At 60.0% G+C, this 24703-nt stretch carries 20 protein-coding genes and 1 riboswitch; of the genes, 16 read left to right on the forward strand and 4 right to left on the reverse strand.

The genetic code is table 11. The annotated features are described in order from the left end of the window. Positions 1–43: 43 nt before the first annotated feature. Positions 44–946 carry a DMT family transporter gene (locus BM174_RS09410; RefSeq protein WP_093923610.1) on the forward strand — a complete coding sequence of 301 codons (903 nt, stop codon included), beginning with the start codon at positions 44–46 and terminating at the stop codon, positions 944–946. 11 nt (positions 947–957) lie between these two features. Continuing rightward, on the forward strand, positions 958–1569 hold the full coding sequence (locus BM174_RS09415) for an inner membrane-spanning protein YciB (RefSeq protein WP_093923828.1): 612 nt from the start codon (positions 958–960) through the stop codon (positions 1567–1569). A 71-nt stretch (positions 1570–1640) separates the two neighbouring features. On the opposite strand, the gene BM174_RS09420 is transcribed toward BM174_RS09415, so the two are convergent. Further along, complete coding sequence (locus tag BM174_RS09420; protein WP_177209455.1) at positions 1641–2585, reverse strand: alpha/beta hydrolase; 945 nt, start codon at positions 2583–2585, stop codon at positions 1641–1643. Between the two features lie 116 nt (positions 2586–2701). After that, positions 2702–2778, forward strand: a riboswitch (SAM riboswitch). 60 nt (positions 2779–2838) lie between these two features. Between BM174_RS09420 and metZ the strand changes: the two genes are divergently transcribed. From metZ to BM174_RS09445, 5 genes are all read left to right on the forward strand, one after another. Then, positions 2839–4020: an O-succinylhomoserine sulfhydrylase gene (gene metZ / locus BM174_RS09425; RefSeq protein WP_093923612.1), complete on the forward strand. Its 1182-nt coding sequence runs from the start codon at positions 2839–2841 to the stop codon at positions 4018–4020. Positions 4021–4109: 89 nt separating this feature from the next. Further along, entirely contained in the window at positions 4110–5204 is a 1095-nt protein-coding gene (gene folE2, locus BM174_RS09430) for a GTP cyclohydrolase FolE2 (RefSeq protein ID WP_093923613.1), read from the forward strand. Between the two features lie 250 nt (positions 5205–5454). Continuing rightward, positions 5455–5694 carry a hypothetical protein gene (locus BM174_RS09435; protein ID WP_093923614.1) on the forward strand — a complete coding sequence of 80 codons (240 nt, stop codon included), beginning with the start codon at positions 5455–5457 and terminating at the stop codon, positions 5692–5694. Positions 5695–5848: 154 nt separating this feature from the next. Then, positions 5849–7297 (forward strand): TrkH family potassium uptake protein, encoded by a 1449-nt coding sequence (locus tag BM174_RS09440; protein WP_093923829.1) that lies wholly within the window; start codon positions 5849–5851, stop codon positions 7295–7297. A 44-nt stretch (positions 7298–7341) separates the two neighbouring features. Beyond that, positions 7342–8895, forward strand: coding sequence for a 5-guanidino-2-oxopentanoate decarboxylase (locus BM174_RS09445; protein WP_425442353.1), 1554 nt, complete (start codon positions 7342–7344; stop codon positions 8893–8895). 63 nt (positions 8896–8958) lie between these two features. Here BM174_RS09445 and BM174_RS09450 read toward each other — a convergent pair whose 3' ends face one another. Further along, positions 8959–10788 carry a serine protease gene (locus BM174_RS09450; RefSeq protein ID WP_093923830.1) on the reverse strand — a complete coding sequence of 610 codons (1830 nt, stop codon included), beginning with the start codon at positions 10786–10788 and terminating at the stop codon, positions 8959–8961. 155 nt (positions 10789–10943) lie between these two features. On the opposite strand from BM174_RS09450, the gene BM174_RS09455 reads away from it, so the two are divergent. The 9 genes from BM174_RS09455 (at position 10944) to glmM (ending at position 22548) form a co-directional block, all read left to right on the forward strand. Continuing rightward, complete coding sequence (locus tag BM174_RS09455) at positions 10944–11882, forward strand: glycine--tRNA ligase subunit alpha (protein WP_093923616.1); 939 nt, start codon at positions 10944–10946, stop codon at positions 11880–11882. Between the two features lie 43 nt (positions 11883–11925). Further along, a complete protein-coding gene (locus BM174_RS09460; protein ID WP_093923617.1) occupies positions 11926–12450 on the forward strand; it encodes a DUF6446 family protein in 525 nt (174 codons plus the stop codon). Positions 12451–12553: 103 nt separating this feature from the next. Beyond that, positions 12554–13375, forward strand: a complete 822-nt coding sequence (locus BM174_RS09465; RefSeq protein ID WP_245766315.1) for a DUF1206 domain-containing protein — start codon at positions 12554–12556, stop codon at positions 13373–13375. Positions 13376–13463: 88 nt separating this feature from the next. Further along, a complete protein-coding gene (glyS, locus tag BM174_RS09470; RefSeq protein WP_093923618.1) occupies positions 13464–15740 on the forward strand; it encodes a glycine--tRNA ligase subunit beta in 2277 nt (758 codons plus the stop codon). An 81-nt stretch (positions 15741–15821) separates the two neighbouring features. Beyond that, positions 15822–18404: a putative PEP-binding protein gene (locus BM174_RS09475; RefSeq protein WP_143092440.1), complete on the forward strand. Its 2583-nt coding sequence runs from the start codon at positions 15822–15824 to the stop codon at positions 18402–18404. Positions 18405–18522: 118 nt separating this feature from the next. Further along, positions 18523–19164 carry a cell wall hydrolase gene (locus BM174_RS09480; RefSeq protein WP_177209456.1) on the forward strand — a complete coding sequence of 214 codons (642 nt, stop codon included), beginning with the start codon at positions 18523–18525 and terminating at the stop codon, positions 19162–19164. A 98-nt stretch (positions 19165–19262) separates the two neighbouring features. Beyond that, a complete protein-coding gene (locus BM174_RS09485) occupies positions 19263–20186 on the forward strand; it encodes a dihydroneopterin aldolase (protein ID WP_093923619.1) in 924 nt (307 codons plus the stop codon). Continuing rightward, a complete protein-coding gene (gene folP, locus BM174_RS09490; protein ID WP_093923620.1) occupies positions 20183–21205 on the forward strand; it encodes a dihydropteroate synthase in 1023 nt (340 codons plus the stop codon). The genes BM174_RS09485 and folP overlap by 4 nt, the downstream gene beginning before the upstream one ends. Next, a complete protein-coding gene (gene glmM / locus BM174_RS09495) occupies positions 21202–22548 on the forward strand; it encodes a phosphoglucosamine mutase (RefSeq protein WP_093923621.1) in 1347 nt (448 codons plus the stop codon). The genes folP and glmM overlap by 4 nt, the downstream gene beginning before the upstream one ends. A 22-nt stretch (positions 22549–22570) precedes the next feature. Here the strand turns inward: glmM and BM174_RS09500 are convergent, their stop codons facing one another. Together BM174_RS09500 and ilvC are read right to left on the reverse strand one after the other, a co-directional pair. Next, on the reverse strand, positions 22571–23494 hold the full coding sequence (locus tag BM174_RS09500; protein ID WP_093923622.1) for a DMT family transporter: 924 nt from the start codon (positions 23492–23494) through the stop codon (positions 22571–22573). 85 nt (positions 23495–23579) lie between these two features. Further along, on the reverse strand, positions 23580–24602 hold the full coding sequence (ilvC, locus tag BM174_RS09505) for a ketol-acid reductoisomerase (protein WP_093923623.1): 1023 nt from the start codon (positions 24600–24602) through the stop codon (positions 23580–23582). Between the last annotated feature and the right edge of the window lie 101 nt (positions 24603–24703).

Raw genomic sequence — 24703 nt, forward strand, 5'->3', positions numbered from 1 at the left:
AAAGGCTCCCCTTTGATTTTGCCCCACCTGTTCAGGACCCAGAATGACCGATTGGCTTTTATCTATTGAAGGCACCCCCGCGGGCCATACGGCTGCTTTGTGGCTGGCGCTATCCGCAGCTGTGCTGCACGCAGTTTTCGGTGCCTTGCAAAAAGGCCGCCATGATCCGTGGATATCGCGCGGTGCGATTGATGCATCTTACGGCCTGATGGCCGCGCCCGTTGCGTTGTTTGTGGTGCCTTGGCCCGAACCGCATATGTGGCTGATTTTCGCTGGCGCCTTTGTTATTCACGTCGTCTACAAGATCTTGCAGGCTTGGGCCTATACCAAAGGGGCCTATACGGTCGTCTATCCGGTGGTGCGCGGGACGGGGCCGCTTTTTGCCGTGCTGGGCGCTTACGTGATTTTTGGCGAACGGTTTACCGGCATCCAGTGGCTGGGCGTCGCGGTGTTGCTCTCGGGTATTTTCGGGCTGGCGATCTATAATCTGCGCAATCTGGTGGCTGAGCGGGATACGTTGAACGCGGCACTGGGGATTGCCGTTCTCACCGGCCTGTTTGTGGCGGTTTACACCACCTACGATGCCTACGGCATTCGCGCGACGGCCAATCCGTTTACTTTTCTGGCTTGGTTTTTCATGATCGACGGGATTGTGATGCCGATCATCGCATGGCGACGGTGGCACCGGATGGCATTGCCCCCTGCGCTGGGGCCTTTGGCCCTGCGCGGCGTCATCGGGGGCTTGGTTGCGTTCATGAGCTTTGGCTCGATCATGATGGCGACACGGCTGGACAAGGTCGGCGAAGCTGCGGTGTTGCGCGAAACCTCGACGGTATTTGCGGCAGTCATCGGTGTGATATTCCTGCGCGAAACTGTGGGGCCACGGCGGATTGCACTGATGGCATTGATCGCCGTCGGCGCTGTGATAGTGGAGATGGGTGGATGAAGGAGCCTGAGATGCAGCCGACCCGAGAGATTAACCCGTTTTTGAAATCCGCGCTGGAATTTGGACCAGTGCTGATCTTCTTCATTGCCTACCTGCGCCTGAAAGACCGCGTGTTCACCATTGGTGGGACCGAGTATGACGGCTTTATCGTGGTGACAGCGGCGTTTATCCCGCTTTTGATCCTCGCCACCGGCGCACTTTGGGCGCTAACCGGCAAGCTGAGCCGGATGCAGGTCGCAACAGTAATCCTTGTGGTGGTGTTTGGCGGTCTGTCGGTCTGGCTGAATGACGACCGGTTCTTCAAGATGAAACCCACGATGATATATGCGCTGTTCGGGGGGCTGTTGCTGTTTGGGCTGCTGCGCGGAAAATCCTATCTGAAGTATGTGATGGAAGAGGTTATGCCGCTACAGGATGCCGGCTGGATGATCCTCACACGGCGGCTGATGTTTTGCTTTTTCGCGCTGGCCGTGGCGAACGAGCTGATCTGGCGCAACTTCCCGACCGAGACATGGGTTTACTTTAAAACCTTCGGACTAACGGCGGCGGTATTTGCGTTCTTTATGACGCAGGGCAAGCTGTTCCAGACTTACGGTCTGGAGAAGGATCAAACCAAAGAATAGGCGGCCAGCCCCCCCGCGCTGCATGGCGCGCGTCCCCCGGAGTTTTTCGAGCTTTTCGGCCAGCTGAATACCTAATTGGCGCGGCCGTAGTGCATTGCAAAGGCGATCTTCTGCGCCCTGAGTGTGATGCGGGTTTTGAGCGCCGAGCCAAGCGAAAGCCGTGCCCAACGCGGTGCGCAGGTGGCGGGCAAATGGGCCCGCAAGTGCGCCAAAGGCAGGCTGTGCGGATCCAGCAGGCATTTTGCGTAGAAGGCCATCGCACCGCTACGGGTATAGCCCGACCAATGGCAGATGCGTGTCTGCGAGGGAGCGATCGTGCTGCCCAATCGGGCGAGGCCAGCAAGCGTTTTGGGGCAATCGAGTTGCAGGGTTAGCGCATTCACCGCGTCGATGCCTTGGCCGAGCACCTTGCGCGCGGGTGCAGGCGCGGGAATCAGCCATTCAAACAGGCAATCGAACAGGTCGTTTTCGCGGCTGACGACATTGATAATTTCGGCTGTGCGTCCTGCGGGGCTTTGCAAGGCCGCCTCGGCATGGCTTTGGAAGCTGGCGCCGGTGAGCAAGATGACGCGCCCGATGGCACCCTTAGGCGCGAGGGCGAGCGCGGCGAGGGCAACTTCAGCACCTAGCGAATGTGCAATCAGGTGCACGGGGTTTTGCGGCGCTTGGCGATGTATCTGGCCGATAATGCGGGCCAGTTCCGCGCCCGCGCGGGATGCTGCAGCAAAGGCGCGGTGCAGCGGCCCGCGTGCTGGCCAGCCAAAGGTGATCCCGACTGCGCCGGATGTGACCAATCCCAGTGACACCGGCCAACCGCCTGCATGGTCGGCGGCGAATATACGGGTTTGCGGACAGTGCGCCGGTGATGCGGGATCATATTTGTAGCCATGTATCATGATCACCACGGGCTCGCCGGGCTGCGCCGCTCTGCGCAGGGCTTGTGTCGGGTTCTGCCCGCTGCCGTGCAGGTTCGCGCGGCCGCTTTGCGGGCAATGGTTGAGCCGGATCACTGTCATGCGCTGCTCTCGCATCTATATGGTGTGGGTGAATTGTGGCTCAACTCTATGACAGCAGTGTAAAGCCGCCGTTACACCATCGTGACGGTGTTGACGCAGACGCGGGCAGGGCGTAGCAACACCCCCGTGGTGATTTGTTACCGGATTGCGGGCCACGTTAAACAATCTGCTAAAAGGTCAGGATGAAAGACCCCCTTTCGCTTGGCCGCGACTGGGGTTTTTTTGTGCCGCAAGGCCAGCCAAGGAGATGGATATGACCGATAAACTGCACGCGCGGACCCGCGCCATTCATGACGGCACCCGCCGCAGCCAGTACGGCGAAGTCAGCGAAGCGTTGTTTCTGACGCAGGGCTTTGTCTATGACAGCGCCGAACATGCCGAACAGCGATTTCTAAAATCCGGACCGGACGAGTTTATTTATGCCCGCTATGGCAACCCCACAGTCGCGATGTTCGAAGACCGGATTGCCTCGCTGGAGGGGGCCGAGGATGCCTTTGCTACTGCGTCGGGCATGGCGGCAGTATCCGGTGCGCTCACGTCGATCCTGCGGGCGGGTGACCATGTGGTATCAGCCCGGGCGCTGTTCGGTTCCTGCCTTTATGTGCTGGAGGAAATCCTGACGCGCTACGGGGTAGAAGTCACCTTTGTCGATGGTGCCGATCTCGACGCATGGGATGCGGCGATCCGGCCCGACACTAAGGTGGTTTTTTTCGAATCCGTCGCCAACCCGACGCTGGATGTGGTGGACATCGAAGCCGTGTCCAAGCTGGCGCATAAGCAAGGCGCGCTGGTCGTGGTTGATAACGTCTTTGCCACACCAGTTTTCTCAAAGGCAATCTCGCAAGGCGCTGATGTGATTGTTTATTCCGCGACCAAGCATATCGACGGGCAAGGCCGTGTGCTGGGCGGCGTGGTCTTGGGCACGCGCGACTTTATCCGTGGCACGCTTGAGCCTTACATGAAGCATACCGGCGGCTCGATGAGCCCGTTTAACGCCTGGGTCATGCTCAAGGGGTTGGAAACGATGAGCCTGCGGGTTCATGCACAAGCCGCTGCCGCACTTGAGGTGGCAAGCGCGCTGGAAGGCCATGCCAAGCTGGCGCGGGTGGTCTATCCGGGGCTGAAAGGCCATGCCCAGCACGCTTTGGCGATCAAGCAGATGGAGCAGGGCGGCACCGTGATCGCGCTGGATGTGAAAGGCGGCAAAGAGGCCGCGTTCAAGTTCCTTAACGCGCTGACCATTGGCGTGATTTCCAACAACCTCGGTGATGCAAAAACCATTCTGACCCATCCGGCGACGACAACCCACCAGCGCCTGCCGCAAGAGCAGAAAGACACGCTGGGCATTACCGACGGTTTAGTGCGTGTCAGCATCGGGCTGGAGCATGCAGGTGACCTGATTGCCGACTTCACTGCCGCGCTTGAGGCGGTTTAGGCCGTATCCGGACGGGCATTTAAGCACAGGGAATGGAAATATGGCCACATCCCCCTTAGATTGGGGGTGTGGTAAGAAGGAATCTGCTGATGAACGTTGTCCCCACGATGCCTGAAAAGGCCGACCGCGCGGCGGCAGAGGCAGCTTTAGCCACGCTCAAGACATGGGCCGCGACCGCCAGCAGCGCCGAGATCGCAGCGCTGGATGCCGGTGTTGCGCGCTTGTTGAGTGATGCGGAGCCCTATCCCGCTTTCAGCCGTATCTACCCTGACGATTTCGCGGCGGGGGGCAATTATACTTCCACCTTGCCCGATTTGCAGAACGGACCTGCCAGCCTGATCCGTGGATCGCGCCAGCAAATCCAGCATGTGGGTATTTCGAACTTTCGCCTGCCGATCCGGTTTCAAACCCGCGACGGCGATGCGCTGACGCTCGAGACTTCTGTGACCGGCTCTGTCAGCCTTGAGGCCGACAAAAAGGGCATCAACATGTCGCGGATCATGCGCAGCTTTTACAAACATGCCGAGGCAACGTTTAGCTTTGAAGTGATCGAAGCGGCGCTGGACGACTATAAGGCAGATTTGGAAAGCCTTGATGCGCGGATTCAAATGCGCTTCTCTTTCCCGATGAAGATTAACAGCTTACGCTCCGGGCTGAGCGGGTATCAGTATTACGATATCGCGCTGGAATTGATCGAGACCGCAGGCCAGCGGCAAAAAATCATCCATCTCGACTATGTCTATTCCAGCACCTGCCCCTGCTCTCTGGAGCTGTCGGAACATGCGCGTTCAACACGCGGGCAATTGGCGACGCCGCATTCGCAACGTTCGGTCGCGCGGGTGTCGGTGGTGGTTAATTGCGATGAGGATTGTCTGTGGTTCGAGGACCTGATCGAAGCCTGCCGCCGTGCGGTGCCGACCGAAACGCAGGTGATGGTGAAGCGCGAGGATGAACAAGCCTTTGCCGAGTTGAACGCCGCCAATCCGATCTTTGTCGAAGACGCGGCGCGGCTGTTCTGCGAGCAATTGCTGGCCGAAGCACGTGTTGGTGATTTTCGCATCGTGGCCAGCCATCAAGAAAGCCTGCACAGCCATGATGCCATTTCGATTCTTACCGAGGGGCCGACTTTCGCCGCGCGAAGCATTGATCCCAAGCTGTTCAACACTCTGTTCCACGTCGGCTAATCCGGCGCGGGAACGGGACATCTGCGCCGCTCCTCCTCTAGTGAGCTATGCCGCCAGCGCGGGGCCGTTTTCCGCCTGCGTTGGTGCTTTTCGCGCGTGAAACCGCGCAAAATCTAGCCACTGTGGCATCCAAGCCCTGCAAAAACCGCCGAACGGCTATGCAAATTCAGGGGTACTGCTGCGCTGCGGCATTGCCTATCTGAGGGTCACGAACACAGCAATGAGACCAACGGAAAGCAAGGTACTCAAAATGACTTATCAGACACCCACAGCCCCCGCATCCTTCGGCGGCACCGTGCACGGCCTTCTGGCCAGCGTCGGCGGTTTCTTCCGCGCGCTCGGTCGCGCGATTGAAGTGAACTCCACCGCTCAAAAGCGTCTGGACACAGTGCGCCGCTTGCAGGGCAAGACAGATGTTGAACTGGCTGCCATTGGCGTAAAGCGCGAAGACATCGTGCACCACGTTTTCAAAGACCTCTACTACATCTAAGTCACTACCAATATCCGAAACAGCCCGCGCGGGCTGATCCTATAACGATCAACGGCTCGGGTTTGTGTTTGGAATTCAGACACACCGGGCCGTTTTCATGTCTGGCGTCCGGTGGTCGCTTGACACCGCGCGCGGCCCAAGCCAACGCTGCGGCATGTTTGATATGCGCCCCGTCGGATATGTGGTTGGCCTGCTGGTGGCGGTATTGGGCCTTGCCATGATTGTCCCCATGTTGGTGGACCTTGCCCAGGGGCGGGGCCATGCCATCGTGTTTTTGCAGACCATGCTGATCACCACTTTGGGCGGCAGCATGATTGCGCTGGCCTGTGCCAATGGCGTGAAATCCGGCCTGACGATCCAGCAGACCTTTTTGTTGACCACCAGCATCTGGATATTGTTGCCGGTCTTCGGGGCCTTGCCGTTTATGCTCGGCGCGCCTGCCTCCAGCTTTACCGATGCGGTATTCGAGGCGATGTCGGGGCTGACGACCACGGGTGCCACGGTGCTGACGGGGCTCGACGATATGCCCAAGGGCTTGCTGATCTGGCGCGGTATTCTGCAATGGCTTGGCGGCATCGGTATCATCGTTGTGGCGATGGTGTTTCTGCCCGAACTCAAGGTCGGGGGTATGCAGATTTTTAAGTCGGAGGCCTTTGATACCTTTGGCAAAATTCTGCCGCGTGCTGGTCAGATCGCGACCCAGATCTCGGTGATTTATGTCTGGCTGACGCTGGCTTGCGTATTGAGCTATCTGGCGTTGGGGATGAACACGTTCGACGCGACCGTGCATGCGCTGACCACGATCTCGACAGGGGGTTTTTCGAATTATGATGCCTCCTTCGGCGCGTTTTCGGGCCGTATGGAATACGTCGCTTCGATCTTCATGATCCTCGCGGCCTTGCCATTTGCGCGCTACGTCCAGTTGGTCAACGGCAATATGACCGCGCTGCACCGTGATCCGCAGGTCAAAGGCTTTGTCGCGACGATTGCCGTGCTGGTGGCGATTATCTTCGTCGCTTTGCAGCACGTTTTTCCACAGCACTGGGAGCAGTCGTTCCGCGAGGCTCTGTTCAACATCACCTCGATCATCTCTGGTACCGGCTATGCCTCGGTCGACTATATGCAATGGGGCAGCTTCGCGGTTGCGATGTTCTTTTTCATCGGATTGATTGGCGGCTGCGCGGGTTCGACCGCCTGTTCAATCAAGATTTTCCGCTATCAGATTCTATTTGCTTCAGTCCGCACTCAGCTGCGCCGGATCAGATCACCGCACGGCATTTTTACGCCGCGCTATGCGGGACGCCCGATTGCGGCGGATGTGCTGACCTCCGTGATGTCGTTTTTCATGTTCTTCGTCGTCACCTTGGGCCTTGTCGCCGTAGCGCTCAGCATGACCGGACTTGATTTTGTCACCTCGATTTCGGGGGCAGGGGCGGCCTTGGCCAATATCGGCCCCGGGCTGGGTGATATTATCGGTCCGGCTGGCAACTTCAGCACCCTTAACGACACTGCCAAATGGATTCTGACCGCCGCCATGCTGATTGGCCGGTTGGAATTGATGGCCGTCTATGTCCTACTTACCGTCAAATTCTGGAGAGCCTGATGCCCGATACCACCACAAGACCCCTTGGGGCGCAGATATCCCACATGCTCAAGGCACGCGGTGTCGAGGTGATTTTCGGCATTCCGGGCGTGCATAACCAAGAGATGTATCGCGGCATCGAAGAGGCGGGCATCACTCATGTGCTGGCACGTCACGAGCAGGGCGCAGGCTTCATGGCCGACGGTTACGCCCGCGCCACGGGCAACCCCGGCGTGGCCTATGTGATCACCGGCCCCGGGGTGTGCAATATCATGACACCGATGGGGCAGGCCTATTCAGATAGCGTGCCGATGCTGGTGATTTCTTCCTGTCTGGACGAGACCTCGGCGCGGCGCGGCCAGCTCCACCAGATGAAAGACCAACGTGCAGCCGCCGAGACCGTTTGCGACTGGTCCGAAGAGGCCCGCAGCGCCGAGGCTGCCTATGCGCTGGTCGATCGCGCCTTGGCTGAATTCACCGCACAGCGCCCGCGCCCCAAACACCTTCAGGTGCCGATTGCCTTGTTGGAGGCTGAGGCGGACGCCGCCCCCGCCAAGATGAGCCATACCCGCCAAGCGGGCGTCACCTCAACCGATTTGACCGATGCTGTGCAAGTTTTGGAAAAGGCCCGCCGACCGCTGTTCATCTTTGGCGGCGGGGCGCGAAACGGCTCGGACAGCGCGCGGAAGTTGGTTGAGAAACTCGGCGCTGCCAGTTTCTGTACCTATGCTGGGCGCGGCATTATTGGTGCTGGCGATCCGCTGTATTTCGGCAGCTACCTTGCCAAACCGGGCAGTGCGGATGTGATTGCCCGCGCCGATGCGGTGATTGCCGTGGGCACCGAACTGGCTGAAGTTGATATGTGGCGCGCGCATTTGGGGCATGACTGCCCGATGGTGCGGGTCGATCTCGACCCAGAAGTGCTCGCCGATCCGGCGCGTGCCGAGGTCCACGTGCAGGCCGATGCAGCAGAATTCCTTGCGGGTTTGCTGGAGGCGTTCGAACGGGATGCAGGTCGCAAGACCGGCTGGACCGCGAAAGAAGTCACCACCGCGCGCGCCAAGTGGCGCAGTGAGGTCGATGCCGAATACCCCGGCGTGGTGCGGGTCGCCGATGCTCTGCGGGATTGCCTGCCGGGCGACGCGATGATCTATTCCGATATGACGCAATTCGCCTACGCCGCCAAGGAAGTGTGGGACATGCCGCAGCCCGGTCATTGGCATCACCCCTACGGCTTTGGCACACTGGGCTATGCGCTGCCTGCGGCCATCGGCGGCGCAATCGGGCGCAAAGGCAAGCCGACGGTTTCGATCATGGGCGACTACGGGTTCCACTATACTATGCAAGAGCTTGGCGTCGCGGTGGAGCTTGGCCTGCCGATCCCGATTATCTTGTGGGACAACGGCAAGCTCGGCGCGATTGAGGCGAGCATGGTCAGCGCCCAGATCGCCCCCAACGCAGTGGTCGCGCGTAATCCCGATTTTGTAAAACTGGCCGAAGCATTCGGGGCGGCAGCGGTGGCACCGAAATCATTGGCCGAGATGCAAAAGGCAGTGCAGGCCGCGTTATCGGCCAGCGGTCCAACCTTGATCTATGTGACGCCCGCTATCGCGGATTGATCACTGATCGATAAGAAAAACGAGAGGCGGGCTTTCTAAACCAGAAAGCCCGCTCCTGTCCGTTTACTCCCAGCAGCTTACCAGCACGGTCATGCTCTGCGCCGAAATTGTCAGGTCACGTGGCGCCATTGTGGTGCCGCTGTCGGAGGTGGTCAGGGTGATCCCTGCCTTCGCAGCCGCATCGGTGATGGCGTCGCCTGCAAGGGCGAAGGCCACATCGCCCGGTAATTGTTTGTCGCCTTCCGGCTGTGGCAACAACATACCCACTACATTGCCGTTGGCATCAAACACAGGGCCGCCCGCATCCCCCGATTGCGCCTTGATTTCAAGGCGGTTCAGATGGGTCTCGCCCGCCAGCCCGCGCAGATCGGCAAAGGTGCCAAAAGTCAGCGTCGCGGCGCTCAAGACGCCCTCATAGGAAAACCCAGCGACCGAGACTTCGGATTGCAACCGTGGCACGCCGGTGCTGAAGCGGGCAACCGCCAGCGGGGCCAGCGTCTTGCGTGGCTTCAGAATGGCGATGCCCTTGGCGGTGTCATCGGCGATGACGTCAGCCTCGGTGTCTTCGTCCAGCGTCAGCCGTGAGCAGGCCTGCACAGTCTCCGACGTGGTCACGACACTGCCTGCAGCGTCCACATAAAAGCCGGAACGCGAGATTTTCGGTTTGCGGATTTGCAAGCCGGCGACAAGGTCGATGGCCTGACCGTCATCCGCGCCCGCCGCGGCATCCAACACACCTGGCAGGCGCACAAGACTTTTAGACATCTCGCTGATCACGCGGCGGCGGCGGTCTTCGTCACCCGCTGGCCAGATCAGAGTGAACCCTTTGATCTGCCCGTCCTGCAACGAAACCTGGGTCTGGCTGATGACGCTGCCATTTTCGCCGACCAGCTCGAACGAAGTGCTCTTGCGCTCGCGCGGGCCGTTCAGCGGCACGATTTCCAAGGTTTGCATGATATCATAGAGACCCGACAGAGTGTCTTGATTGCCAGCCTGACTGATCAACAACACCCGCACGCCCAGATCGCCAGTGGCGTTGTAATGGGCAAAGGGCGGCTCATATTCGGCAAAGGTCACCTCGGCGGTGGGCATGATGATCTCGATGCCCGCGCTTTCGTCACGTACCAGTTCAAGACCAAGCCCGTCGAGTACGGCATTATACTGTTTGGCAAGGGCCGCACGCTGCACCGTGGTCAAGATGCCGGTCACGTCATAGCCGTTGGCCTCCTGCCACGCTGCCATCGAATTACGGGTGCCGCGCCCGAAGGCACCATCAATCGCGGCATTATAAAACCCCGCCCATTGCAAAGCTGTTTGCAAACCCTTGCGGTCTTCACTGGTCAGCGCACGTTCGCTGGCCTGTGCTTCTAGCGGGGTTTCATCCGCAGGCTCGCGCTCGGGGGCAGGTGGGGGTGTGGCTTCAGCGACAAGGTTCGCGGGCTGTTCGGTCGCCGTATCGTCCGTAGCCGTATCGGGTGCCGTTTCTTGCGCCGTCTCGGTGCCACCCAAATTGGCCGGTGGCTCAATGACCCCACGGCTCAGCACATTGGCACCCACGGGCCAGAACTGCTGCCGGAAACGGTCGGACAGCTGGACAAAGCTGTCGCGCGGCACCAAACCGTCACGGCGATAGGCGCGCAAAACAGCCTCGGCGTCGTCACGTGCATAGGGGCCTACGGCAATGCCATACCATCCGCTGCCCAAGGCGAAACCGTTCACATCCTGTAGCAGGGTGCTATAGGCCCGCGCGCGGTCGGTCGCTTCGGCCAGACTGGGCTGTGCCTCGATCTGTACCCAGACCACGTCATCGGCGGATTGCGCCTGTAAGGGCTGGGCCAGCACCACCAAAAAGGTCAGGACCGGGGCCAACAGGGCAAATAGGGTACGCGGCATCAGGTTATGGGCTCTCTGCAATTTTGATCCGGCGCAGATAAGCAGGAATGCACCCTGAACACCATCGGTTTTGACGCGCAGAATATCACAAAGCCGCAATTGACCCCACCTTGCCACAGCCGTAGGTAAGACCCGCGTAATCAAAGGTGCCTGACATGAAAAAGAACCAGAACGCCCCGCGTTCCTTCCAAGCGATTATTCTGGCGTTGCAGAACTATTGGGCAACCCAGGGCTGTGCCATTCTACAGCCCTATGACATGGAAGTGGGTGCTGGCACCTTTCACCCGGCGACCACGCTGCGCAGCTTGGGCGCGCAACCATGGGCCGCGGCCTATGTGCAGCCCTCGCGCCGCCCTACCGACGGGCGCTATGGCGAGAATCCTAACCGTTTGCAGCACTACTACCAGTATCAGGTGCTGATCAAACCAAGCCCGCCGAACCTTCAGGATCTCTACCTCGGCTCGCTGGACGCCATTGGCATCGACATGGAGCTGCATGACATCCGCTTTGTCGAGGACGACTGGGAAAGCCCGACTTTGGGCGCTTGGGGCCTTGGTTGGGAAGTCTGGTGTGACGGCATGGAAGTCAGCCAGTTCACCTATTTCCAGCAGGTCGGCGGCCATGATTGCACCCCCGTCTCGGGTGAGCTGACCTATGGGTTGGAGCGTTTGGCGATGTATGTGCTCGGCGTAGATCATGTGATGGACATGCCGTTCAACGACCCCGATGCAATGATCCCGCTGACCTACGCGGACGTCTTTAAACAAACCGAGGAAGAATACGCGCGCTGGAACTTTGACACCGCAAACACCGATGTGTTGCTGCGCCAGTTCGAAGAGGCCGAGGCCCATTGTAAGGTGATCCTCGACCAGCCCGCCATGGACCCAAAAACCGGCAAGCGCATCATCATGGTGCATCCGGCCTATGATCAATGCATCAAGGCCAGCCATATGTTCAACCTGCTCGACGCGCGCGGCGTAATTTCGGTGACAGAGCGGCAGGCCTATATCGGGCGGGTGCGGGCACTGGCCAAGATGTGCGCCGATGCCTTCGTGCAAACCCGCGCTGGCGGCTGGCAGGGTGACGCAGCGTGAGTGATCTGCAACAGCGTGGACGCGTCACGTCAGAGGCCAACCGATGAACGGTAGAATCGTAGGAATCGTTATTTTGCTATCGGCATTGATTGCGGGCGCGGCCCTTTACTACGCGCAGATATACGGGTTCTACGACGAAGTCTCGGCGCAGGCCGCCGAGGTGGAGCTTGTTTCGGTCGGGTCCAACCTGCCCGAGGCGATCGTCGCGGATGGTGTTTCGGCCATCGATGCCGACAGCTCGCCAATCCGCTACCGCGCCTGCTTTACCACACCGCTCAGCCTTGCCATGCTCAGCGAAACCTATGTGCTCACCGATCACGCCACGCCGCGCAACGCGCCGCGCTGGTTTGATTGCTTTGATGCCGCAGCCATCGGGGCCGAGATCGAAGCGGGCACGGCGCTGACCTTTCTCGGCGGCAAGAACGTGCACTTCGGCGTCGACCGGATTGTCGCGATCACCGATGACGGGCGCGGTTATGTCTGGCACGAGCTGAACGACTGCGGCGAGAAATCCTATGACGGCACCGTGGTCGGCGAGACGTGCCCCGAGCGGCCCCAGTCAGAGTAAATTCGACGTCTAATTTGCCACGTGGCTCAAATTCGCACCGCAGTCGGGAACGATTGCCCGCTTCCAAACGCTTGTAGGGTGAAGAACCCCAAGGAGCGCGGGCATGGACGACGACACAGCAAAAGATGGACTGAAGTGGATTATGCGGGCGGGCTACGGCGCGCGCGGGGCTATCTACACTCTGGTTGGAGGGCTCGCGTTGCTGGCGGCATTCAAATCCACCAACGCCCAAGGCACCAAAGATGCGCTGGCCACCCTGCGCAATGAACCCTACGGCGTGCCTGCGCTTTGGGCGATCGGGATTGGACTATTTGCCTATCTGGTCTGGCGTGTGGTCGCGGGCGTCAAGGACGTGGAAGACCACGGCACCGACGCCAAAGGTCTCTTTGCCCGTGGTGCTCAGGTGATTACCGGATTGATCCACGGCGGTATCGGTATTTCTGTAATTGGTCTAGCGATGGGCGGGCAGGGCGGTGGCAGTGGCGATTCCGCCCAAGACTGGACGCAAAAGCTGATGTCGATGCCGATGGGCCGCTATGTGGTGGCCGCTGTGGCGTTGGTCTTGCTGGGCGCGGGCATCTACTACGCGCAAAAAGGCTGGCGCGGCACTTATAAATCCCACCTCGCCCGTTCACAGGTGACCGAAAAGGTCGATCCGCTCATTACTATCGGACTGGTCGTGTATGGCGCGATCCTCGCGATGGTTGCGATGTCGTTGGGCTATGCCGCACTCACGGCCGATCCCGCTCAGGCCGGTGGCTTGGGGCAGGCCTTGCATCAATTGCGCAGCATGGCTTTTGGGCGCATTTTGCTGGGCGGTGCCGGATTGGGGCTGGTGCTCTTTGCGGTCTACAACTTTGTCGAGGCCGGATACCGGATCATTCCGCGCATCTCGGGTCCCGACATCAAATCGCTGATCGACTGACCGCGCTTGAGGGCTGGACCCTTGCCGCCTTGACCGTTATCCAAGCGGCCAAACAAGCGCCGCACTGCGGCACAAGAAGGGTGCCGCCGTGCCAGACCTGCTGATTGAACTGTTCTCCGAAGAAATCCCCGCGCGGATGCAACGACGCGCGGCGGAAGACCTCAAAAAGCTGGTGACGGATGGCTTGGTCGAGGCGGGGCTGACCTATGCCGCCGCCGCGTCCTTTTCGACCCCGCGCCGTCTGACATTGGCAATTGAAGACATGCTCGCCGCTTCGCCCCGTCAGGTGGAAGAGCGGAAAGGCCCGCGTGCTGATGCCCCCGAGAAGGCTATCGAAGGCTTCCTGCGCGGCGCAGGGCTGACCCGCGACCAGCTTGAGGAACGCGACACGCCAAAAGGCGCTATCCTCTTTGCAAAGATCGAAAAGCCGGGCCGTCCAGCTGCGGAAATTGTTGCCGAAGTGCTGGAACAGACGATCCGCAACTTCCCTTGGCCCAAATCCATGCGCTGGGGCGCGGGCACGTTGAAATGGGTGCGCCCGCTGCATTCGATCCTGTGCATTACCAGTGACGAGGCCGGCGCGTCCGTCGTGCCGCTTGAGGTAGATGGCATTCAGTCCGGCGACACCACGCGCGGACACCGTTTTCTGGCGCCGGATACCATCGCCGTCAGTGGTTTCGAGGATTATGAAGCCAAGCTGAAACGCGCTTTTGTGGTGCTTGATGCCGAGGCCCGCGCCGAAACGATCCGCAACGATGCCGAGAACGCCGCCTTCGCCCAAGGGCTTGAGGTGGTCGCCGATGCCGGATTGCTGGCCGAAGTCGCAGGCTTGGTAGAATGGCCCGTGGTGTTGATGGGGCCGATCGGGGACGCCTTCCTCGACCTGCCGCCCGAAGTGTTGCAAACCTCGATGCGCGAACACCAGAAATTCTTCTCGGTTCGTAACCCCAAAACAGGGCGCATCGAAAAGTTCATCACCGTCGCCAACCGCACTACAGCGGACGAGGGGGCAACGATCCTTGCGGGCAATGAAAAAGTGCTGTCGGCGCGTCTATCGGACGCGAAGTTCTTCTGGGAGAATGATCTGCGCATCGCCAAATCCGGTGCGGGCATGGAAACATGGGTCGAAAACCTGCGCAACGTGACTTTCCACAACAAGCTGGGCACGCAGGCCGAGTTGATCGACCGCATGGCCGTTCTGGCCCGTGAGATCGCCCCGATGGTCGGCGCTGATCCGGACGAAGCCGAGCAGGCCGCGCGTGTGGCTAAAGCCGATCTCAGCTCGGAAATGGTCTATGAATTTCCCGAATTGCAGGGGTTAATGGGCAGCTATTACGCCCGTGCTGCCGGGCTTTCGGATGCCGTAGCCGATGCCGCGCGCGAACACTATTCGCCGCTGGGTCCGTCCGACGATGTCCCGACTGCGCCGGCTTCCGTCGCCGTGGCGCTGGCCGAAAAGATCGACAAGCTCACCGGTTTCTGGGCAATTGATGAGAAACCGACGGGGAGCAAGGATCCTTTTGCGCTGCGTCGGGCTGCGCTCGGGGTAATTCGGATTTTGGTTGAGAATGATTTGGGTATTGGCCTAATATCCGCGCTTCGCCAATCGTATGAAGGTCTTTTAAGCTCGCTGCTCGATGCAAAGAAAGCTTATATTCTCGACGGCGAAGATAATGATAGCGAGTTCTGGAGCCTCGGATCAGAAGTCATGATGAATGACGGTCAGTTTGTCCGAAGGAATTACGACGAGATTGTGCGGGCGATCGCTGAAGGGGAGATCAGCCTTTCGAAGAGTTTGGAAGGCGACAACATACGGGCAATTCCAGCTTCTACAGTCTGCGAAGACCTCCTCTCCTTCCTCCACGACCGCCTCAAGGTTTACCTAAAAGACCAAGGCATCCGCCATGACATCATCGACGCTTGCATTGCGATGGATGGCAACGACGACCTGACGCTCCTCGTGAAACGCGCCCGCGCTTTGTCGGAAACGCTCAAAACCGACGACGGCGGCAACCTGATCCAAGGTTTCAAACGCGCCAACAACATCCTGACACAGGCCGAGGAGGCCGACGGGGTCGAATACTCCTACGGTGCGGACGTGAAATATGCCGAGACCGATGAGGAACGCGCAGTTTTCGCCGCTCTCGACACCGCCGAGGCCAAGATCAAACCCGCGATGCAGGCGCAAGACTTCAGCGCTGCGATGACGGCGATGGCGGAGTTGCGGGGTCCGATTGACGCGTTTTTTGATGCGGTTCAGGTCAATAGCGACAATGGCATGGTGCGGCGCAACCGGCTCAACCTGCTCAGCCGCATCCGCCAGACCTGTAGCAGCGTCGCCGACCTGACCAAAATCGAGGGCTAGGGCAGGCGGCAAGACGCGCGCAGCGATGCTTCGTTTGTGTCATTTGCCTGACAATCGCTTGCCTCAGGCCTTTAAAAACCTATGCTGCATCCGAACCTAAAGGATGCCGCAGTGCAGAATGATCCGCATACCACCCTCGTGACCGAAACGGCCCCGATTGCAAACGACACCCACGGCGGGCGGGCGAAATGTTTGCAGCGGTTGGTGCGGTTGCATTTGCCGGTGCCGCATACGGTAGCGCTGTCGTTTGATGCGGTGGCACGGATCGGCAAGGGCAATTTGCCGGATGTGCAGGCGGTTGTCGGGCAGTTTCCAGCTGGAACCTTGCTTTGTGTGCGCCCCTCCAGCCAAGATCCTGATTGGGGCGGTCCGGGCGCCGTTTTGAACATCGGCATCAACGACACGCGCTTTGAGGCGCTGTGTAAAACCATCGGTGAAAAGCCTGCCGCCGCGCTCTATACCCGTTTTGTGCAGGCTTATGCGGTCGGCGTAGCGCGGCTTGATCCCGACATGTTTGATGACGTCAAGGGCGACGGGCGGTTGGCACTTCAGGCCTCTCTCAGTGCCTATGAGGCTGAAACAGAAGAAGAATTCCCTCAGGATCCGGCGACCCAGCTGGCCGCTGTACTGCGGTCAATGGCGCGGGCGTGGGATGGCACCTCGGCGCGGTTGCTGCGTCAGGCAAAAGGGGCGCCTGCCGATGCCGGTCTTGGGCTGGTGGTGCAACAGATGGTCTTTGGCGTTGGCACGGGGCAATGCGGGGCAGGCGTCTTGCAACTGGTTGATAGCGATACCGGCTTGCCGCAGATCACCGGCCGTTACCTGAGCCAGTCGCAAGGGCGCGACGCGCTAGAAGGCGATGCTGCCGCGCTCTACCTCACCTGCGACCCGCGCGGTCCCTCGTTTGAGGAGCTGGTGCCGGAGGCTTTCGCCGAACTGACCGCCCATGCCTCCCTGATGCGGCAGCGGTTGCGGGCTGAAATGCAGGTCGAATTTGTGATCGAAGACGGCAAGCTGCACATTCTGGATGGGGTGCGGGTGTCACGATCATCTCGCGCCTCGGTGCGGATCGCCGTTGCTTTGGCGGATGACGGGATTATCAGCCGCGAAGAAGCTCTGATGCGGGTGCAACCCCGTACCCTCACTGAATTGCTGCACCGGCAGGTCGATCCGCGCGTCAAACGCGACAGGATCGGGCGCGGTATCCCCGCAAGCCCGGGCGCGGCGACAGGAAAAATCGTGTTCAATGCCACCGAAGCACAGGCCAGTGCGGCGCGGGGCGAGCCTTGTATCCTTGTGCGGCGCGAAACCAGTCCCGAAGACATTCGCGGCATGCATGCGGCGCAAGCGGTGATCACCGAACGGGGCGGTATCACCAGCCATGCGGCAGTGATCGGGCGCGGCATGGGACTGCCTTGTGTGGTCGGCGCGTCGAACATGCACCTTAATATGGCGAAACGCACAATTACCGCGCCAGACGGGCGGGTGTTTACCACAGGCGATGAAATTACTGTGGACGGTACCAAGGGCGAAATTCTGGCCGGCGCTGCAGCGATGCAAGAGGCGGCGCTGGACGATACCTTCACCCGCCTGATGGAATGGGCGCAAGATTGTGCCGACATCGGCATTCGCGCCAATGCCGACACCCCTGCCGACGCCCAAACCGCCCGCAATTTCAACGCACATGGCATCGGGCTGTGTCGGACTGAACATATGTTCTTTGATCCCGGCCGCCTGACGGTGATGCGCGAGATGATCTTTGCCGCTACGGGCGAGGATCGCCGCGCAGTGCTGGAACGGCTGCTGCCGATGCAACGCGATGATTTTACGCAGCTATTTCGCATCATGCAGGGCCAGCCGGTGTGCATTCGTCTGTTCGATCCGCCTTTGCACGAATTCCTGCCCGCCGACAAAGCGGGGCAACGAGAACTGGCCGAAGCTTTGGGGCTGCCCCTGTCTCAGGTCACCCGCCGCATCGAATCGATGACAGAATACAACCCGATGCTGGGTTTGCGCGGTGTGCGTTTGGGTGTCACGGTACCTGAAATCTACGAAATGCAGGCCCGCGCGATTTTCGAAGCCACCATCGAGGCCAGCCGCGACGGCGAACCTGTGGTGCCGGAAATCATGATTCCCCTGGTCAGTGCGCGCCGTGAGGTGGAGATGGTCAAAGCTTCGGTCGATGCTATTGCCGCCGCGGTCCGGTCTGAACGCGACGCGACATTTACCTACCGTCTGGGCGTGATGGTCGAAACCCCGCGTGCTGCCTTGCGCGCGGCTGAAATTGCGCCGCATTGTGCCTTTCTCAGCTTTGGCACAAATGACCTGACCCAGATGACCTATGGCCTCAGCCGCGATGATGCGGGGCGGTTCATGTCGGACTATGTCCAGCAAGGCGTCTTCCCCGAAGACCCCTTCCATGTGTTGGATCAGGACGGTGTCGGAGAGCTGCTGCAATTGGGGGCGGAGCGGGGTCGAAAGGCGCAGCCGGGGATTACATTGTCGATCTGTGGCGAGCACGGCGGCAACCCCGAATCGATAGCTTTTTGTCGCGACGCGGGTTTTGACTACGTTTCTTGCTCGCCTTTTCGCGTGCCGGTTGCACGGCTCGCTGCGGCGCAGCTCGCGATTTCACACAAGATAGGCGGTGAGGATTTCATATAAACCACAACATGTGGTGTTCGTGGGCGGGTTTTCGCGACTCCGGCGGGCCGTAGACTTTACCATAACGCTTTCTTTGGGTAAGCGCCGTCTCAGGTTTTAATTACACAAGAGGCGCGGCATGCGTTTATTCGAAGCAACTTTTCTGGCTGGCCTGATGGCAGCAACCACTTTGATCCCGACTTCTGGCCTCGCCAGCTCGGAGAGCGCCAAGGAATTGGCCAAGATCGAAGCACAGGGGCTTAAATCGGCAGGCGGCAAGCGGCTTCAAGATATTATTGCGCAGCCAGTGCATGCGCCGGGCTCTGTTGAGTACTCCAAAACATGGTTGGACCAGCAGCCCAAAGCGTCAGGTAGTTCAGAATGGCGCTGTCTGGCCGAGGCGCTTTATTTCGAAGCGCGCGGCGAAACGGTCAAAGGCCAGTTCGCAGTGGCCGAGGTGATTTTGAACCGGGTCAAAAGCGCGCGGTACCCCGGATCGCTTTGCGGTGTGATTAACCAAGGCACCGGTAAGAAATACCAATGCCAGTTCACGTATACCTGCGACGGTAACAGCGAAAAAATCAACGAACCTATGGCCTTTGCCCGCGTTGCTAAAGTGGCCCGCGCTACTATCGACGGCAAAGCGCCGGTGCTTACCGGCGGTGCGACCCACTACCACACCACGGCCGTATCGCCGCGTTGGTCCAAGGTCTTCACCCGCACGGCACAGATCGGCCAGCACCTGTTTTACCGTTCCGGTGTGAAAACAGCCTCCAACTAACGCCGCATTCGGGCGCTCGGCTGCCGTAACTCTCCTGCACCTTGCCGCGCAGATAAAGTAGGGTATAGCCAGTATTCCATTTGCAAAGGCCCCTATCTATGCCCGACGAAGTCCGCCTCGCGTTTGCTCACCCTTCCGAACGCGCGGCAGCCACGGCTGGTTCCGACCCGCTTGATCGAATTTCGCTCCGCGATCACATTGTCGAGGTCGAAATAGGAGCGTTTCAGGCCGAACGGGGCGTCACGCAACGGATTTGCTTTAACGTTGTCGTCGAGGTGCGCCCGCTCACCGGACCGGTGGATGATGATGTGGACCGCATCCTCAGCTATGACCGAGTGACCGAAGCGATTGCCGGTGAGTTAGCTGACGAGCGGTTGAACCTGCTTGAGACTCTGGCCGAGCGCGTCGCGGACCGGATTCTTGGCGAGCCGCAGGCGATGCGGGTCTTTGTGCGGATCGAAAAGCTTGATCGCGGTCCGGGTGCCTTGGGCGTCGAGATTGTGCGCGCCAGCGAATCTGCCCCGCCGCCCGAGCGCAGCATTGCCCATGTCCTGCACCCTGAATTGGTGTTTCTCAGCAATGCTGCCATCGCTTCGCCGTACGTGAGCGGCTGGCTCGACCAGCTTGAAAATCTGGGTCGCCCGCTGATTCTATGCGTTGGCGCCGCCGATGCGCCTGCGCCGCAGGTGCCGCACCGCATGGCACAGCGCCGGATCGACCTGCTGGCGATTGAACAGAACGCTTGGGTGCTTGCCTCAAAAGACGACCGCTGCGTTGTGGTCGCCACCCGCACCGAACTTGATTGGGCGATGAAGAATGGCCAGACCTGCGTTTGGGCGCCCTCGAAGATTGTTCTGGATTCCGTTGATACGCCTTCGGCCCAGCCGCGTGATGCGGTGGCCTTGGCGGCATGGTTTGCCGCGACCTTTGATGCCGAAGAGATGCTGGTGATCGGTGCTGATCTGCCAAGCAGTGCGTCAGTGCCGCTGCGCAGCGCTACTTCTGACAAGGAAGTGCTGTGAGCGCACAGAAAAGCTACTTCCGCCCTTTGGTTCAACATGGTTTGGCCCGCCCAGATGCCGCGCTACCTTTGGCAGGCGGGGAGGGGTGGTTCACGCATGTCGAGGTCTTGGCGCGGGGTCGCGCGCCTGAGTTCATGCCTGCAAGTGACATGCCTGCCGAGTACTATGTCCTTCTGACCCAGCCGCGCCCGCCGATAGCGGGTCTCACCTTCGACCGCCCTCGCGTGATGGGCATTCTCAATGCGACCCCCGACAGTTTTTCTGATGGGGGGGTACATGCGCAGGCCGAAGCGGCCATCGCGGCGGGTAGGGGCATGTGCGCGGCGGGCGTCGACATCTTGGACATCGGCGGCGAATCCACCCGCCCTGGCTCAAGCTATATCGACCCTGACGAAGAGATCGCGCGGGTCACGCCGGTGATCGCCGGATTGCGCGACAGCGGATGCCTGATCTCGATTGATACGCGCAAGGCGCGTGTTGCGCAGGCGGCGGTGGCAGCAGGTGCCGCATTGGTAAATGATGTGTCTGGGTTGACCCATGACGCCGAGATGGCCCCGTTCTGTGCTAGTCAGAACCTGCCGGTTTGCATCATGCATGCGCAGGGCGATCCCGCGACGATGCAACAAGATCCGCGTTATGACGATGTGTTGCTGGATGTCTATGACGCGCTGCACGGTCGGATCGCGCAGGTGCAGCGCCAGTTCGGCATCGCACCGGCGCAAATCATCGCCGACCCCGGCATCGGGTTTGGCAAGACCCAGACCCACAACTTGGCGCTGCTGGCGCGGCTGAGCCTGTTTCACGCGCTGGGGGTGCCGGTCTTGCTAGGCGCCTCACGTAAGAAGTTCATCGGCACGATCGGCAAAATGCCAGTGGCGGCAGACCGCGCAGCGGGCTCGATCGGGGTAGCGCTCGCGGCATTGGGTCATGGTATTCAGGTGCTGCGTGTGCATGATGTACCGCAAACAATACAGGCAATTGCGCTGTGGCGGGCCGCCACAGCAGGAAGATACCCATGACAAAACTTTTCGGTACCGACGGCGTGCGCGGCACGGCCAACATCCATCCAATGACCGCCGAAATGGCGTTGCGGATCGGCGCGGCGGTGGGGCGTTATTTCCGGCGCGACGGTTCTGCGGTGCACCGTGTTGTAATCGGCAAGGACACGCGGCTTTCAGGCTATATGTTTGAAAATGCCCTGACGGCTGGTCTGACCTCCACGGGGATGAACGTGCTGCTGCTCGGTCCGGTGCCGACGCCTGCGGTGGGGCTCTTGACGCGCTCGATGCGGGCTGATCTGGGCGTAATGATCTCGGCAAGTCACAATCCCGCCCATGATAACGGCATCAAGTTTTTTGGCCCCGACGGGTTCAAGCTAAGCGATCAGGCCGAAAGCGAGATCGAAGCCTTGGTTGAGGGCGGTGTCGAAGCGACGGCGGCGGGTGATATTGGTCGGGCCAAACGCATCGACGACGGGCGCTACCGCTATGTGGAGCGGGTAAAATCCTCCTTCCCGCGCCAGATGCGTCTGGATGGTCTGAAGGTCGTTCTCGATTGTGCCAACGGCGCCGCCTATAAGGTTGCGCCCGAAACCCTGTGGGAACTGGGCGCCGAGGTGATCCCCGTTGGGGTTGCACCGAACGGACATAACATTAACCAAGGCTGTGGCTCGACCCACCCTGAACTGGCGGCGCAAACCGTACGCGCCCACGGCGCCCATGTCGGGATCTGTCTGGACGGTGATGCTGATAGGGTGATCTTGCTCGATGAAAACGGCGAGGTCGGCGACGGCGATCAGTTTATGGCGCTGATGGCAGCGCGTTGGGCCGCTGAGGACCGTCTGAAAGGCCGCGCCTTGGTGGCCACGGTGATGAGCAATTTGGGTCTGGAGCGGTTCATGACCGATCGCGGGCTGCGGCTGGAACGAACGGCGGTCGGGGACCGCTATGTCGTCGAGCGGATGCGCCAAGGCGGATACAATCTGGGCGGCGAACAATCGGGCCATATCGTGATGAGCGATCATGCCACCACCGGTGACGGGCTCATGGCGGGTCTCCAATTTCTGGCCGAGATGATCCGTTCGGGCAAGCCATCCTCGGAATTGCTGCACCAGTTCGAACCCGTGCCGCAATTGTTGAAAAACGTCCGTTTCGAGACGGGGCAGACGCCATTGGACACCGCCGAGGTGCAGGGCGCTATTGCGCAAGCCGAAGCCGATTTGGCTAATGGCGGCAGGCTGTTGATCCGCAAATCCGGCACCGAGCCTTTGGTCAGGGTCATGGCCGAACACGAAGACGCCGCCTTGATGGAACGGGCTGTCGATGATGTTGTGATGGCGGTCGAACGGGCAGTCCAACCCTGAGCGGGGTGGCGCCGCCTGTGTCTTAATCGTTCAGCCCGAACAACCGTTTGAGCGCACCAAATTGGCTGGTGCCGACCCCTATCAAGATCAGCGTCATCGCGACAAGGAGCGAGGGCGGCAGCTGTTCGGCTAGAAACACCGACCCCAATAGCACCGACCAGACCGGCACCTGATAATTCACCAAAGACATAAAGACCGGACCGGCGCTGCGCACAACCAGCACCCGTAGCAGATTGGCCAAGGCCGTGGGGACGATGCCGAGGAACAAAAGAACCAGCAGGATGTCGTTTGACGGCAGGGGCGGTAGCCCTTCAACCACCAAGGCCAACGGGATCGAAATTGCCGCGCCGATCAGCGACAAAACGGCGGCCAGCCCAATTGAATCAACGGCTGGCAACCGGCGCAGCAGGATCGAGCCTACGGCATAGCAGGCCGCCGCCCCGACACAGGCGATCCGGCCCGGAATTTCCAACGTGGTGCCAGTGCTTTCAAAGGCCTGTCCGCCGATTAGAATACAGACCCCGATAAACCCCAGCACAAATCCCGCCACGCGGCGGCGGCTCATCTGCTCGCCGGGGACAAAGAAATGCGCCAGTGGCAGAATGATTAGCGCCACCGAGGCCATAGAAACGCCCGCAAATCCCGCAGTGACATACTGCTGCCCCCAAGCGAGCAGCGCGAAAGGCACCGCCGAGCTGAGCGCCCCGATGATCCCCATTGCGACCAGTTCGCCGCTGTCGGGACGTGCGGTGAACAGACGAAATCCGCGCAGCCCCCAAACGCCCGCCAGAATGACCGACGCTAACCCGATGCGCGATGCGGCAAGCCAGAAGGGGGTGATGCCCTCCAGCGCGATCTCCGTCACCATGAATGTGCCACCCCAGACGACGCCGAGTAGCGCAATCATAAGCCAGCTTGAGAGGGTGATTTGGGGGGTGTCGGTCATAAAAGCTCTTTGTGTATAAAAACGAAAGACCCCGGCGCGGGGCCGGGGTCAAGCTCAAGTCATTTTAGGCCGCAATGGTTCCGGCTTAGTTTTTCGCTTTGTCGACCATTTTGCCCGCAGAGATCCACGGCATCATTTCACGCAGCTTGGCACCGACCTGTTCGATCTGGTGCTCATCGTTCATGCGGCGTGTGGCTTTGAACGATGGCTGGCCGACAGCGTTTTCCTGCATGAAGTCACGCACGAACTTGCCGTTCTGGATGTCGGTCAGAACCGCTTTCATCTTCGCCTTTGTTTCGTCGTAAGGCAGGATGCGCGGGCCGGAGACGTACTCGCCGTACTCGGCTGTGTTGGAGATCGAGTAGTTCATGTTGGCGATGCCGCCTTCATAGATCAGATCGACGATCAACTTCACTTCGTGCAGGCATTCGAAATAGGCCATCTCGGGGGCATAGCCCGCTTCGACCAATGTCTCGAAACCCATGCGGATCAGCTCAACCAAGCCACCGCAGAGCACGGCCTGCTCACCAAAGAGATCGGTTTCGCATTCTTCGCGGAAGTTGGTCTCGATGATGCCGGAGCGGCCGCCACCGATGGCGGAGCAATAGGACAGACCGATTTCCAGCGCCTTGCCGGAAGCATCCTTGTCAACGGCCACAAGGCAGGGCACGCCGCCACCTTTGGTGTATTCGCCGCGCACAGTGTGGCCGGGGCCTTTGGGGGCCATCATAATGACGTCGATGCCTTCTTTGGGCTCGATCAGGCCGAAGTGTACGTTCAAGCCGTGGGCGAATGCGATGGCAGCACCTTCACGGATGTTGTCGTGCACGTATTTCTTGTAAGTCTCTGCCTGCAGCTCGTCGGGCATGGTGAACATGATCACATCGGCCCAAGCGGCGGCTTCGGCGATGCCCATAACCTTGAGGCCTTCGCCTTCGGCTTTTTTGGCCGAGGCAGAGCCTTCGCGCAGAGCGACGACGAGGTTTTTCGCACCGGAATCGCGCAGGTTCAGCGCATGGGCGTGGCCCTGACTGCCATAGCCGAGGATGGCGACCTTTTTGTCTTTGATCAGGTTAACGTCGCAGTCACGGTCATAGTAAACGCGCATTGGTGCGTCCTTTCGGGTTTGATGAATTCTGGGTGTACCATAGCCAAGGCAGCGCGGAGTTCCATTGTCGGATTATGAGTTTATTTGGTCAAATGAAGATG

Origin of the sequence: Sulfitobacter brevis (genome assembly GCF_900112755.1) — a bacterium.
Taxonomy (GTDB): domain Bacteria; phylum Pseudomonadota; class Alphaproteobacteria; order Rhodobacterales; family Rhodobacteraceae; genus Sulfitobacter; species Sulfitobacter brevis.

Coding starts and splice junctions, on each gene's coding strand:
- ilvC (WP_093923623.1), bottom strand. CDS start 24,602: ATGCGCGTTTACTATGACCGTGACTGCGACGTTAACCTGATCAAAGAC.
- BM174_RS09450 (WP_093923830.1), bottom strand. CDS start 10,788: ATGCCGCGTACCCTATTTGCCCTGTTGGCCCCGGTCCTGACCTTTTTG.
- BM174_RS09415 (WP_093923828.1), top strand. CDS start 958: ATGCAGCCGACCCGAGAGATTAACCCGTTTTTGAAATCCGCGCTGGAA.
- glmM (WP_093923621.1), top strand. CDS start 21,202: ATGACAAAACTTTTCGGTACCGACGGCGTGCGCGGCACGGCCAACATC.
- BM174_RS09465 (WP_245766315.1), top strand. CDS start 12,554: ATGGACGACGACACAGCAAAAGATGGACTGAAGTGGATTATGCGGGCG.
- BM174_RS09440 (WP_093923829.1), top strand. CDS start 5,849: ATGTTTGATATGCGCCCCGTCGGATATGTGGTTGGCCTGCTGGTGGCG.
- metZ (WP_093923612.1), top strand. CDS start 2,839: ATGACCGATAAACTGCACGCGCGGACCCGCGCCATTCATGACGGCACC.
- BM174_RS09500 (WP_093923622.1), bottom strand. CDS start 23,494: ATGACCGACACCCCCCAAATCACCCTCTCAAGCTGGCTTATGATTGCG.
- BM174_RS09480 (WP_177209456.1), top strand. CDS start 18,523: ATGCGTTTATTCGAAGCAACTTTTCTGGCTGGCCTGATGGCAGCAACC.
- BM174_RS09455 (WP_093923616.1), top strand. CDS start 10,944: ATGAAAAAGAACCAGAACGCCCCGCGTTCCTTCCAAGCGATTATTCTG.
- BM174_RS09410 (WP_093923610.1), top strand. CDS start 44: ATGACCGATTGGCTTTTATCTATTGAAGGCACCCCCGCGGGCCATACG.
- BM174_RS09420 (WP_177209455.1), bottom strand. CDS start 2,585: ATGACAGTGATCCGGCTCAACCATTGCCCGCAAAGCGGCCGCGCGAAC.
- BM174_RS09460 (WP_093923617.1), top strand. CDS start 11,926: ATGAACGGTAGAATCGTAGGAATCGTTATTTTGCTATCGGCATTGATT.
- BM174_RS09475 (WP_143092440.1), top strand. CDS start 15,822: ATGCTGCATCCGAACCTAAAGGATGCCGCAGTGCAGAATGATCCGCAT.
- folE2 (WP_093923613.1), top strand. CDS start 4,110: ATGAACGTTGTCCCCACGATGCCTGAAAAGGCCGACCGCGCGGCGGCA.
- BM174_RS09445 (WP_425442353.1), top strand. CDS start 7,342: ATGCTCAAGGCACGCGGTGTCGAGGTGATTTTCGGCATTCCGGGCGTG.
- BM174_RS09485 (WP_093923619.1), top strand. CDS start 19,263: ATGCCCGACGAAGTCCGCCTCGCGTTTGCTCACCCTTCCGAACGCGCG.
- BM174_RS09435 (WP_093923614.1), top strand. CDS start 5,455: ATGACTTATCAGACACCCACAGCCCCCGCATCCTTCGGCGGCACCGTG.